Annotated in this window: 5 protein-coding genes; 4 read left to right on the forward strand and 1 reads right to left on the reverse strand. The window is 31.0% G+C overall.

Going from position 1 to position 15,527, the window contains the following annotated elements; genetic code table 11:
• Positions 1-374: 374 nt before the first annotated feature.
• The 4 genes from CLV86_RS12940 to CLV86_RS12955 all read left to right on the forward strand — a co-directional run bounded on the left by CLV86_RS12940 (position 375) and on the right by CLV86_RS12955 (position 14,525).
• The gene (locus tag CLV86_RS12940) at positions 375-2,219 is read left to right on the forward strand and encodes a T9SS type B sorting domain-containing protein (RefSeq protein WP_121052938.1); all 1,845 of its coding nucleotides are present in this window, start codon (positions 375-377) and stop codon (positions 2,217-2,219) included.
• Positions 2,220-2,341: 122 nt separating this feature from the next.
• Positions 2,342-7,153 carry a T9SS type B sorting domain-containing protein gene (locus CLV86_RS12945; RefSeq protein WP_121052940.1) on the forward strand — a complete coding sequence of 1,604 codons (4,812 nt, stop codon included), beginning with the start codon at positions 2,342-2,344 and terminating at the stop codon, positions 7,151-7,153.
• A 70-nt stretch (positions 7,154-7,223) separates the two neighbouring features.
• Positions 7,224-9,581, forward strand: coding sequence for a T9SS type B sorting domain-containing protein (locus tag CLV86_RS12950; RefSeq protein WP_121052942.1), 2,358 nt, complete (start codon positions 7,224-7,226; stop codon positions 9,579-9,581).
• Positions 9,582-9,650: 69 nt separating this feature from the next.
• Entirely contained in the window at positions 9,651-14,525 is a 4,875-nt protein-coding gene (locus CLV86_RS12955; protein ID WP_121052944.1) for a T9SS type B sorting domain-containing protein, read from the forward strand.
• A 17-nt stretch (positions 14,526-14,542) separates the two neighbouring features.
• On the opposite strand, the gene CLV86_RS12960 is transcribed toward CLV86_RS12955, so the two are convergent.
• Entirely contained in the window at positions 14,543-15,445 is a 903-nt protein-coding gene (locus tag CLV86_RS12960; protein WP_121052947.1) for a TIGR01777 family oxidoreductase, read from the reverse strand.
• Between the last annotated feature and the right edge of the window lie 82 nt (positions 15,446-15,527).

Raw genomic sequence — 15,527 nt, forward strand, 5'->3', positions numbered from 1 at the left:
AACTAGCGATTACTGGTTTACTGTAGAATATAGAGAACCTAATAATCCTACGGTTAAGAAACAGTTTAAAGCACACTTTACTTTAAAACGATAAACGTTAAACTATTAAAAACTAAAACGCCCAAACTTATGTTTGGGCGTTTTTTATTATATATTATATTAGGTATTGCAATATCAAATGAAATATATGAGTGCGCTTACGTTAAGGATAGCAGCGGCATCCTTTTTTGCGCGCGCTTATGCGCGAAAAAGATATAGCGTATAGCCTGACCGAGTCATGCCTAAGCATGGCTTGGGAACGCAAAAAAAGTAAAACTATTATTTAAAAAATATAACCCAAAATATTCGTAAGTTTAGATCATTATAAATCTGTAATGCAAAGTAAAACTGTACTCATATTATTTTTACTACTTTTTCTTCGTTTGGAAGTAAAAGCGCAGGACATTTCAATTTTCCAACAATTTAATGGACGTTATGACTATTTAGCTATAGGCAATACTCTTAACCAAGCAGAAAATAATATTGTGCAAGATTTTTGCGAAATACTTCCTTCTTCACAAGCTACTCTCAACATTGACAATACTTCAACCATAGTCGCTGCATATTTATACTGGGCCGGATCTGGATTAGGAGACACAGAAGTATCTCTTAACGGAACACAAATTATTGCGGACGATACGTACACTACTGTTTATTCTGATTTTAGCAATGGTGACTTAACATACTTTTCTTGTTATGCAGAAGTAACAAATCAAATTCTTACCGAAGGCAATACAGTGTATACTTTAGCAGATTTAGACATCTCTGAAACATTAGCAAACAACTCTGGTTACTGTAACAATAGAACAAATTTTGCTGGTTGGAGTTTATATGTAATTTACGAAAACAATAGTTTACCATTAAATCAAGTGAATCTATTTCAAGGGCTAGAAATTATAAACAGAAATATTACCGAAAAAATTATTTTACTCGAAAACGTAAATGTACTAGATAATGACAATGCTAAAATAGGTTTTTTAGCATGGGAAGGAGATAATGTATTAAATTTTGGAGAAAGCCTTTCTATAAATGGAAATATAATTTCTAATCCTCCATTAAATATGGCTGATAATGCTTTTAATGGTACAAACTCTTTTACCAACTCTTCTACATTTTATAATGGAGATTTAGATGTTTATAGCATAGAAAATAATATTAACGTTGGAGACACACAAGTAGAAATAAAATTAACTACAGGTGCTATAAACCCAAATACAGGTATTTTTAGCGCCGATTTAATAATTGTAAATAATATTATTACAGTTTTAAACAGCCAGTTACCAGATGCTACAATTGTAATAGACACAACTGAAACTAGTTGTAATTCAAGAAATTTAACCATTAACTATACCGTAAATAATTTTAATAGTACAGAGTTATTACCTGCCAATACTCCAATAGCAATTTATGCCGAAGGACAACTAATTGCACAAGCATTTACAGAAAACAATATACCAATTAACGGTTATGAAAGTGGCGTTATTAACGTTACAATACCTAATTTAATACCCGATAATTTTCTATTAAATTTAGTGGTAGATGATGATGGCTTTGGAAACAGTACCGTAATAGAAATTTTGGAAAACAATAATATAGACGAGACTATAATTAACTTATTTCCAGAGCCCAAGGTTACCAATCTACCAAGCTTAAAATTGTGTGACATTGGTTTTAACACTGCTATTTTTAATTTAAATAATGCTCTTACAAATATTAATGATACTGCTTTTTTAAACTTTACTTTTTTTGAAAACTTACAAGATTTAGAACAAAATGAAAATAACATTCTAAATCCTGAAAATTACCAATCCCATAATTCTCCTCAAACTATTTTTATTAGAGCTGAGAAAAATAGCTGTTACGATATCTTCACTTTTATATTAAACACAGAAAACTGCCCACCAATTATTCCTCAAGGATTCTCACCAAACAACGATGGTATTAACGACCACTTTAACATTCAAGGTCTTTATACTATTTTCGAAAAACACGAATTACTTATTTATAGTAGATATGGGAACCTTATATTTAAAGGCAACGACAATTTAAAGTGGTATGGTGTCTCTAATCACGGTATTAATAAAGGAAAACCGGTACCAACAGGCACATATTTTTACGTCCTAAAATTAAACGATAGTAACTATTCTAATTATTTGGGTTGGGTTTATTTAAATCGCTGAAAATAAAACGATTGTATTTCATCGAATAAATTTGCTTTTAAACTATTAATCGTTATTTTTGTCCTTTAAACCTTATCGTTTATCGATTTATCGCTAATCTTGAATGATAATACATCCCAAATATGAAACATTTATTCCTAACAATCCTACTATTTGCTTTTGCTCATCAAGCAACTCAAGCACAACAAATTACGGTAAACGATTCACAAACACCAGAACAATTAATAAATGCTTTAGTTGAAGGTTGTGTGGAAGTTTCAAATATTTCTAGTCCAATTAATGGTACCACAAATGGTTTTTCTAGTTATGGTTTTTTTGAGCAGGCTAACTCAAATTTTCCATTTGAAAATGGAATTGTTCTATCTACTGGAAACGTAAATTCTGCTGGAAATGCACAAAATACGAATGCTCTTAATGAAGGTGAGACGTCATGGCAAACAGATCCAGATTTAGAAACAGCTTTAGGAATAAACAACACATTAAACGCAACCTCTATAACATTTAATTTTATTTCTGCCACAAGTAGTATTAACTTCAATTATATTTTAGCCTCTGAAGAATATTTTGCTGATTATCCATGTAATTATTCCGACGGTTTTGCTTTTTTAATAAAAGAAGCAGGCACAAATCAACCATATCAAAACATAGCAGTAATTCCAAATACTACAACACCAGTAAATACTAGTACAATTCATGAAGAGATTGTAGGTTTTTGTGATGCAGAAAATGAAAGCTTCTTCGAAGGATACAATATTGGAGACACTAACTTTAATGGAAGAACAAATGTAATGTCTGCTTCTGCCAACATTACTCCAAACGTAGAATACAATATAAAATTAATAATTGCAGACCAAACCGATAGAAATTTTGATTCTGCAGTATTTATAGAAGCAAATAGTTTTACAAATAGCGTAGACTTAGGAGCAGATTTTTCTACCTGTAATGCCTCAACAACTTTAAATGCAGAAACCAATAATACACAAGCTACTTACGAATGGTTTTTAAATAATTCTATTATTAATGGTGCAACTTCTAGCTCTTTAAATGCTACAAGTTCTGGATTATACTCCGTACTTATTACTGTTCCATTAAATGGTACAACTTGTACTTTTGAAGACGATATTAACGTGGTATTAAACTCCATACAAACTTTTCCTCAGTTAGCAGATTTTACTCAATGCGATGACGCTAGTAATGATGGTGTAGAAACATTTAATTTAACTACACTAGACAGTCAAGTAGAAGCAAGTATTCCTGCTTCAAGCTACACAATAAGCTATCATACTTCAAGTCAAGATGCAGAAAACAATAGCAACAGTGTTACTACAATTAATAACTCTTTAAATCCAGAAACCATTTACATTAGAGCTATAGATAATAATACTGGATGCGTGTATATGTCAAGTGTACAGTTAATTGTAAATTCGTTTCCTACAATTTCAGAACCATCAAATATAGAAATTTGCAGTAATTCTAGTGGTGATGCAATGCTAACCAATAGTGATTTAGAAATAACAAACAACAACCCAAATTATAGTGTTACTTATCATTATTCACAAATAGATGCAGATAATGGTGCAAATGAAATTTCATCTCCATACACACCTTCAAATACTACAGAACAATTATTTGTTAGAGTTTTAGATACTACAACTGGATGTGTAGCATTTACAAATATAACAGTAGAAGGTTTAGAAAGTCCGAATATTAATAACGAAACCCAACAAATAAATGCTTGCGAACAAGATGATGATGGATTTGAAATTTTCGACTTAACAAGTGTTATTAATAATGTACTTCAAGGAGAAACCAATGTTACCGTTACCTACCATGTAACTCTAGAGGATGCTAACTCTGGTGAAAATCCAATAAATGACCCTACACAATTTCAAAATACAACTCCAGACCTTCAAACCGTTTTTATAAGAGTTGATAATGATAATAATTCTTGTTACGATATTGTTTCTGTAGAATTACATACAAATATTTTAGAAACAGGTACTAATATTAGAAATTTTGGAGCTTGTGACGAAGCACCAGACGATGGTAATGCGACTTTCGACTTAACAGCTATTACAGATGTTATTGCTAATGGTTTACCAGATATTACAATTACATATTATGAAACCGAAGAAGACTTATTAAATAACACAAACCCAATAGATGACTCTGTAGATTATGAAGTATTAAATAGTTTCCAACAATTATATCTTTTAATTGAAAATCCAGATTGTAATAATGATACAGAAATATTATTAAATGTAAATGCCTCTGTAACAATATTAAATAACAATCCTGTAACCTATTGCGATACAGATGATGATACTTTAACCTCTGTTGAGTTATCCACATTCGACTCTATAGTAAATGTTGGTATAACAGAACCTATTGTTTCTTATTTTGAAACCGAAGCAGATGCTAATGCAAATACAAATTCATTACCTCCATTTTATAATAATACAGCAAATCCTTTTACTGTTTATGTAAGAGTTATAGATGGCAGCTCTGGTTGCTACGATGTTAAACCTTTACAAATAGAAGTACTTCCAGCACCTTCAATAAATTCTAATCCAGAATTTGTTATTTGCGATAACGATCAAGACGGACTATCTATTATAGACCTAACCTCTATAAATGCAGAAATAAACACAGAATCTACAACTTTAATTTCTTATTACCCTACTCAAAACGATGCCAACAACTCTACTAATGAAATAACAAACAGTACTAATTATAACACTGCAACATCCACCGTTTTTGCAAAAGTAGAAAACAATACTACAGGCTGTTATGCATTATTACCAATTAGTATTATTGTAAATACATTACCTAACTTTACAACAATTACAAATTATGTGTATTGTGAAACAGATGGTAACCAAATTGGAGATTTTATTTTATCTGATAAAGATGCCGAAATCCTTAATGGACAAACAGGCAAAGAAGTTTTTTATTTTGAAACTGAAAATGATGCATTAAACAATACCAATAGCATAGATAAAAACTCTATTTACAATAATACATCTCAATTTCAAACCATTTATGTACGTGTAGAAAATATAACAGATACAACTTGTTTTGGAACTTCAACATTTTTATTAGAAGTTGGGTCTGAGCCAATTTACAATGCTCCAGAAGATGTTAATGTATGTGATGACAACTCTAATGATGGTTTTGAAACCTTTAATTTAACCGAGAAAACACAAGAAATTATTGCTAATAGTACAGATACATTAACTGTAACCTACTATTTAAACCTAGAAGATGCTCAAAACCAAACTAACGCCATTACAGGAGACACTTTTACCAACACAGTAAACCCTCAACAAATTTTTGCTAGTATAGACAATGGTACTTTTTGTAAAGGCATTACAACTTTTGAGTTTAATGTTATACAAGTTCCAATTATTGGTAATGCTCCAGATTTAACAGCTTGTGATACAGACACAAATGGTACTGTAGTTTTTGATTTAACACAAGTTGAAATAGATGTTGTAGCAGTAAGACAAGATAATACTATAGTTAATTTTTACGCAAATGAAATAGATTTATTAGCAGGAACCAACCCAATTAATAATCCTGAAACATATACTAATATTTCTAATCCACAAACAGTTTACATAGAAGTCTACAATACGGTTTCTAATTGTGGTGCTTCAGTTCCTTTCAATTTAATTGTTAATTTACCACCAGAAATTGCACCAATTACAGAATATGAAACATGCGATACTAGTGACAATTCTTTTAACTTAAATGAAACAACACTATCTCTAATTGGTAATCAACAAGATATTGCACTTACCTTCTACTCTACTTTAGCAGATGCACAAACATCTCAAAATCCTTTAGATACTAATTACAACTACAATTCAAACAACGATACAATTTATGTTAGAGCAGAGTTTACTACCACAAACTGTTTTAGTACAAGTGCTTTTACATTAGTAGTAAATCCATCTCCAACATTAAATTTACAAGATTTAGAAGCTTGTGATGATGATTTTGATAGCGAATTAGTTTTCGATTTATCACAACATTCACCAATAATTATAGGTACTCAAGATGCTAATAATTTTATAATTAATTATTTTGAAACTGAAAATGATGCGTTAAATAATACCAATGCTATTTCAGATTTAAATTATAATGCCCAAAACGAACAAACACTTTATGTTCGATTAGAAAATATAACTACAGCTTGTTTTTCAACTGGAGCATTTAATGTGTACATAAATAGAAAACCAGAAGTAAACATTACAAACCAAGTAGTTTGTATAGATAATTTACCACTAGTCGTAACAGCAGAAACCAATGTAGCATCAGACTCCTATTTGTGGTCTACTGGAGAAACAACTCCAGTAATAGACATTACAGAAATTGGAAATTATTGGGTTACAGTAACTACGGCTTTTAACTGTACAACTACTTCTAATTTTAATGTTACTGCGTCACAACAAGCGCAAGTAGATTTTGATGTTTCTCCAGCTTTCCAAGATCCACATACTATAATTGTAGAAACTCAAGGTATTGGAAACTACATTTACCAATTAAATGATAACGAACCTCAAGTATCTAATGTATTTAATAATGTACCTATTGGAGTTCATTATATTACAGTAATAGATATTAATGGTTGCGAACCAACACCTCCTAAGAGAATATTTGTAATTGATGCTCCACAGTTTATAACACCAAATAACGATGGTTATTTTGATACTTGGCATATAACAGGTGTTAGTCAATTAGAAGGAACTGTAGTAACTATATATGATCGCTACGGGAAACTTTTAAAAATTCTTAAACATAATGATTATGGTTGGGATGGACGCTATAACGGAAACCTTATGCCCGCAAGCGACTATTGGTTTGTAGCAGATGTAGTTAATGGAAGCGAAGAATTTCAAGTTAAAGGACATTTTTCTTTAAGATTATAAATACTCCTTTAACACTATTTTTTGTTCAACATATTAGGTTCTTCACTATCTTTGCATGCTGTTTGTTGTTATGATAAAGAAAACCTTAATACTATTAACGCTGTTAATTACTATCTCTCTTAATGCTCAAAACATTATTGTAGATAGTCAAACTTATACACCTCAACAATTAATTGAAGATATATTAGCAGATAGCAACTGCATCTCTAATATTGTAGTTAATGGAACTGTTGGTGGAGATTTTGGAGGAACAGACCAAAGCTATGGTTATTTTGATGCTACAGGAACTAGTTTTCCATTTCAAAGTGGTATTGTTTTAAGTACAGGAAGATTAGCAAATGTTCCTGGGCCAAATAATAGTTTAAGCGATGATAATGCCTCAAATTGGAGTGGTGATATTGATTTAGAAATGGCATTACAAGAATCAAATACTACAAATGCTACTATTATTGAATTCGATTTTACTACGGTAGCAAATCAAATTAGTTTTCGTTATATTTTTGCATCAGAAGAGTATCAAGAAGGCAATGCTAACACTTGTCAGTTTTCAGATTTATTTGGTTTTTTAATAAAGCCTGCAGGTGCTACTAACTCAGAATATGAAAACATTGCTTTAGTTCCAGAAACCACTACTCCAGTAAAAGTTACGACAGTACACTCTGGAATTCCTGGTGCTTGCGATCCTATTAACGAAAGTTATTTTGACAGTTGGAATCCAGAATCTGCAACCTCAACATCGCCAATTAACTTTAATGGTCAAACTACTATTTTAACTGCAACCGCCACTACAGTGCCTAATGCTAGTTATCATGTAAAACTAGTTATTGCAGATGAGCAAAATTATCGTTTTGACTCTGCAGTATTTTTAGAAGCTGGTAGTTTTCTATTAAACACAGATTTAGGTCCTGACAGATTATTAGCTACTAATAATCCTGTTTGTGGTAACGAAATTATCACATTAAATGCTACACAAAACGGCACACCTTCATACAAATGGTTTCAAGACGGAATAGAACAAACTACAGAAACCTCTAGCACATTTAATGTTTCGTCAACCGGAACATATAACGTAGAAGTAACTTTAGACAATGGTTGTATATCTTATGGAGAAATTGTTATAGAATATGCACCAATTCCAAACGTTAACAATACTACTCTTTTTGAGTGTGATAGCAATCAAGATGGTTTAACAACATATAATTTATATAATGCCGAAGAAAGTATAATTAATAACAACCAAGCTTTAACTGTATTAGATTTTTATACTTCCTTAGCAAGTGCAACAACAGAAAACAATCCTATTTTAAATCCAAATAGTTTTAATAACACAGCTGTTATGCAAACAGTTTATGCTGTAGTTATTAATCAAACAACTGGTTGCAAGGCTATAGCCGAAGTAACTTTAGATATCTCTACAAACACATTAATTTTAGACGATGTTACTGTTTGCGATGATGAAGTTGTGGATGGTTTTTCTACATTTAATTTAAATGATATTGTAACCTTTATAGAACCACAAGTTCCTGCTAATGCAAGCATCACTTTTTATGAAACAAGTGCAGATGCTTTTTCTGAAACAAATAGCATTAACGGAGATTATAACAATACGGTTGCAAATTCTCAAACTATATTTGTTAAAGTAACTACAGATACTAACCAATGTTATGCTATTTCAGAACTCTCGCTTAATGTTTTATTTACGCCAGAGTTATTAGAAGATGAAGCATTTTTATATTGCCAAAACACTTTTCCTGAAACTATTACACTTATCGCCGGAGTTACAAATGATGTTCCTAACAATCATTATTTCCAATGGCTATTTAATGGTGTAGATACAGGTAGTGTTAGTCCTACTTTTGAAGCTAATCAAATTGGAACTTACACCGTTATAGTTACAGATCCTAATGGCTGTTCTAACACTAGAGATATAATTTTAACTCCTTCTAACGAACCTACAATAGAAAATATAGAGTTTACAGAATTAACATCAAACAATACTGCAACCGCTATAATTGAAGAAGCTGGAGATTACGAGTTTGCTATAGACAACGAATTTGGCTTTTATCAAGATGCAAACACCTTTACTAACTTAGAACCTGGCTTTCATACCATTTATGTTCGCGATAAAAATGGTTGTGGAGATATAGTATCTAGAGAATTTTCAATTTTAGGCTTTCCTCAATATTTTACACCAAATGGAGATACTTTTAATGAAGTTTGGAAACCTTATGGTACATCTAAAGATTTCAACTCTAATTTAGAGATTTTAATTTTTAACCGATATGGTAAACTACTTAGCAAAACTAGCTCCTTTAAAGGTTGGGATGGTAAATTAGATGGTTTTAATTTACCTAATGATGATTACTGGTACATTATTAATCATCCTAATGGCAAACAGTATAAAGGTCATTTTGCTTTAGTTAGGTAGACTTTTTCTTATACAATCTTCAAATTAAAGTTGGAATTATTATTTTTGTACAGATAATCAACACTTTAAATGAAATCATTCTACATCTTATTTCTTTTTTGTTTTGTTAACGTAGCTCTATATGCGCAAACCACACCAATTCCAGACACTAATTTTGAGCAAGAATTAATAAACCAAGGCATAGATACTAACGGCTTAAACGGTAACATTTTAAACACAGATGCAGAATCTATTACAAGTTTAACACTAGCAGGTACTAATATTACAGATATTACAGGCATAAATGCTTTTATAAATTTAACAGATTTAGATTTAGGTAATAATCAAGTTATTACTGTTTCATTAACAGCTTTAACGCAATTAGTAAGTTTTAGAACGAATGATAATGAAGTGTTAGCTAGTGTCGATTTTAGTCAAAATATTTTATTAGAAGATATATTTATACATGGTAATTTTCCATACACAACTTTACCACCAATTACAACAATAGATTTATCTCAAAATGTAAATTTAATTTCTTTTGACGGTGATTTTTTAAATAATGTTACAGATATTATTTGGCCAATAACCAACACACTAACCACAATTGACATAAGATATTTAGCAGATACTACATTAGATTTTTCTCTTTTAAGTGGTTTAGAAGATTTAAATATTGGCGGCTCTAGCGTAAACAATGTTGTTATTACGCTTCCTAATGTATTTACAAATCTTAAAGATTTAAGAATAAGCAGCATAGATATTCCTACTATAGATATTTCAAATTATATTAATCTAGAAAGCATCTATTTTTGGGGAACTTATGTAGAGAACCTTTTGCTTCCAAATTCTAATACACTAACAGATATTTTTATTATTATTCACGATATTCAAAATCCGTTAGATTTTTCAGTTTTGCCTAATCTAACAGACTTAGATATTACCTCTAACCAAACAACACCTTTAGTTGTAGACGTTACTCAAAATCTACTTTTAGAAGATATAGATTTATCTAATAACGATTTAAATACTATAGATTTAACACAAAATATAAATTTAGAAGAGTTAAGTATAGGCGCTAATAATTTAACAGCTTTAGATGTAACACAAAATACTCTACTGTATCGATTAAGTGCAGCCTATAACCAATTACCAACTATAGATTTATCTCAAAACACCATTTTAGAGTATTTAACATTAAGCTTTAATTCACTTCCAACTTTAGATGTAACACAAAATGTTATTCTTCGTCAATTAATAATAGACAATAATTTATTTACCACAACAGGATTAGATTTAACACAAAATGTAGAATTAAACTATATAAACATATCACATAATCAAGTTGAGTCTTTATATATTTTAGACTGTATAAAACTTATAAGTTTAAATATTAGCCACAATTTATTTTCTGGTACAGATATTTTAGATCAATTATACACTGTAAAATCAAATTATTTTGGTGTTTCTGCCTCCAATTTAATAGATGTTAGCTACAATAATCTTCACGGTCTAATGCCCGATTTTGCAAGTTTAGTTGGTACAAATGCAAACTACTTTAGATTTTATTTTCACAATAACGCATTCGAATTTGGACATTTTGAAGATCAACATAACCAATTTGTAAATTTTTTGTCACAAACAAACACTTTTGGATCATCACAATTACCAATTATGACCGAATACGGTTATGCACCACAAGCTAAAGTAGATGTTATACAAACTATTAATGCTAATGCAGGAGATGCTGTAACATTAACAACGGTATGTGCTGGAACTCAAAACCATTATACTTGGTTTAAAGATGGCGTTGCCATACCAGGAGCTCCAGACTCACCAAGCTACACTATTCCTTCTGTCAACAGCTGCGACCAAGCAGTTTACCACTCCGAAATTACAAGTGACTTAGTACCTTTCGAAAACGGAAATCCTCCTGGAACAGGAAATAAAAATTTATTATTAATAAGAAACGATATCACGCTAAATGTTAACTCTCCTACAGAAAGTTGTACATCTTTAATTTCACCAGCAAACGGAAGCACAAATGTACCATTAAATGAAGTTTTAACTTGGGCAGAAAGCTTAGGTGCTTGTGGTTATTTTATAAGTATGGGTACTACTTCTGGAGCAACAGATATTTTAAATAATGTAGATGTAGGTAATGTAACTAGTTATACAACAAATTCTAATTTGCCTCCAAACACTCAAATATTTATAACAATAACGCCATATTTTCTCAATGGCACAGTATTAAATTGTAATGAAGAAAGTTTTACAACAGGAAACACAACCGTAATTCCAGAATGCACAACACTTTCGCATCCTGTTAATGGTGATACAAATCAGCCTGTTTCTATAGATTTACATTGGAACAGCATTGCTAATGCTACTGGTTATATACTTAATGTTGGAACAACTTCTGGAGCAACAGATGTTTTAAATAACATAGATGTAGGCCTTGTAACAACTTATGATTTTGCAAATGATTTATCAGAAAATGAAACAATATACGTAACAATTACACCATATAACTCTGCCGGAAATGCCATTAGCTGTTTAGAAGAAAGCTTTACCACATTACAAACTTGTAACGTTACTGCAGAGGCTTTGCCAGACACAACACAATGTGATAATTACACGCTGCCTACATTAACTTCGGGCAACTATTTTACAGCGTCTGGCGGAACAGGAACGCCGTTAAACGCAGGAGATACAATCAATACAACACAAACCATTTACATATATGAAACTAATGGCAGTTGTAGTGACGAATCTAGTTTTAATATCACCATAAACATAACACCAACTGTAGAAGTTTTAAACAACCAAACTGCTTGCGATAGTTTTACACTACAACCTTTAGCTGTTGGTAATTATTTTACTGCATCTGGCGGAACAGGAACGCCGTTAAATGCTGGAGATACAATTACATCTACGCAGACCATTTACATATATGAAACTAATGGCAGTTGTAGTGATGAGTCTAGTTTTGATGTTACAATTATAACAACACCAACTGTAGATGTATTAAATAACCAAACTGCTTGTGATAGTTTCACATTACAACCTTTAACCGTTGGAAACTATTTTACAAATACTGGAGGAACAGGAACGCCGTTAAATGCTGGAGATACAATCAACACAACACAAACCATTTATATTTACGAAACCAATGGCAATTGTAGTGACGAGTCGAGTTTTGATGTTACAATTACAACAACTCCAACTGTAGACGTTTTAAATAACCAAACTGCTTGCGATAGTATTACACTACAACCTTTAACCGTTGGAAACTATTTTACAAATACTGGAGGAACAGGAACGCCGTTAAATGCTGGAGATACAATTACATCTACGCAGACCATTTATATTTACGAAACCAATGGTAATTGTGATGATGAATCGAGTTTTGATGTTACAATTACATCAACTCCAACTGTAGATGTATTAAATAACCAAACTGCTTGCGATAGTTTCACACTACAACCTTTAACCGTTGGAAACTATTTTACCAATGCTGGAGGAACAGGAACGCCATTAAACGCAGGAGATACAATCACAACAACACAAACCATTTATATTTACGAAACCAATGGCAATTGTGATGATGAATCGAGTTTTGATGTTACAATTACAACAACTCCAACTGTAGACATTTTAAATAATGAAACTGCTTGCGATAGTTTTACACTTCAACCTTTAACAGTTGGAAACTATTTTACTGCATTTGGCGGAACAGGAACGCCGTTAAACGCAGGAGATACAATCACAACAACGCAAACCATTTATATATATGAAACTAATGGCAGTTGTAGTGATGAGTCAAATTTTAATGTTACAATTACAACAACACCAACTGTAGATGTGTTAAATAACCAAACTGCTTGCGATAGTTTTACACTGCAACCTTTAACCGTTGGTAATTATTTTACAGCGTCAGGCGGAACAGGAACACTGTTAAACGCAGGAGATACAATCACAACAACACAAACCATTTATATATATGAAACTAATGGTAGTTGTAGTGATGAGTCTAGTTTTAATATTACCATAAACACAACTCCAACTGTAGATGTTTTAAATAATATAATTGTTTGCGATAGTTATATTTTACAAAATTTGAATAATGGCAATTACTTTACACAGCCTAATGGTAATGGTACACAATTAAATGCAGGAGACATTATATCAACTTCCCAATCGCTTTACATATACAACGAAATTAATAATTGCTCTGCAGAAACCTTTTTCAACATTACTATACACGAAACTCCAACAGTAGATATTTTACAAGATGTAGTTTCTTGCGATTCGTTTATTTTACAACCTTTAAATAATGGAAATTATTATTCAGCACCTAACGGTATGGGAACTCCTATGCTACCTGGTGAAAATATTCTAGCATCTCAAACTATTTATATTTACGCCGAAACAAGCACAAATCCAAATTGTTTTAACGAAAGTGTTTTTACTGTAACCATTAATCCATCTCAAAATTTCAATCTAACACAATCAAATTTAAATATATATGAAGGTGAGTTAACAGTAACAATGAACGATACTTCTATAGATTATCAATATTCTATAGATGGTTTTAACTATCAAAATAATAATTTATTTTCTGGATTATCAGATGGCAGTTATACACTTTACGTAAAAGACACAAATGGTTGTTTAGAAAAAACTATTGATTTCACTATAGAACTTAAACAATTTATTATCCCAAAATTCTTCACTCCAAATGGCGATAACGTTAATGAAACTTGGGATATTATCGATAATAAAAATGAAATTAAATTAACATCCATTTTTAATCGTTATGGCAGACTATTAACACAACTCAAAACAACAAATAGATGGGATGGCACATATAGTGGAGAGTTATTACCAACATCAGATTATTGGTACATTATAGAATTAAAAAATGGCACTATTTTAAAAGGACATTTTAGTTTGGTGAGATAATATTTAGTATAAAAAAATTATACTAAATCGTTTAAAGCAGAATCTAAATTAAAATACTCAAACTTATAATTAAATTTTTCTATTTTTTTTGAACTTACACGCTGACTTTCAAATAAGATAATATGCATTTCTCCTAGAATAATTTTCATTACAAATTTTGGAATATTTGGTAGAAATAGAGGCATTTTCATTTTTTTAGCAATGGCCTTTGTTAGCATTTTATTAGTCACAGGATTTGGTGCAACACCATTATAAACACCTTCTAATTCGTTTTCTAATACATACAAAAATATTCCTGCTAAATCATGTAAATGTATCCAAGACATCCATTGTTTTCCTGTTCCCATTGCAGCTCCAACGCCATATTTTATAGGTTTTGCTAATTCAGGAAAAGCTCCACCTTTATTAGATAATACAACACCAATTCTAACTTTAGATACAATTATATTTAATGCTTTAAAACTATCTACAACTTGTTCCCATTCTTGAACTACTTTACCAAGAAAAGAATTACTAACTTCTTTTTCATCTTCTGTATAATATTTAGTTAAAGAATCTGGGTAATAACCAATGGCGCTAGCAGAAATAATTTGCGTTATAGCATTATGGTTATTTTTTAAAGTTTCGTGCAGTAATGCTGTGGTTTCCAACCTGCTATTTATTATAGCCTGTTTGTGCTCTTTTGTCCAACGTTTAGAAATACTTGCTCCTACTAAATGTATAATAACATCAACATTTTTAAGGCAATTAACATCTATTTTAGATTGACTTGGGTTCCAATAGAAACCTTTAAAATTATCTTTATTTTCTATCTTATTTTTACTAGTAGTAAGGTAATTTACATCAATATTTTTTTTATGACATTGCTTTACAATTTCACTACCTATTAAGCCTGTTGCTCCTGTAATAAGTACTTTCATATCTTTTTATTTAAAAGTACAATACATTCTATAATAAAGAAAGACATTTAAGTAAGGTTTAACGTTAACTAAAGACATTTAA

This window comes from Lacinutrix venerupis (assembly GCF_003663945.1).
GTDB classification, from domain to species: Bacteria; Bacteroidota; Bacteroidia; order Flavobacteriales; family Flavobacteriaceae; genus Lacinutrix; species Lacinutrix venerupis.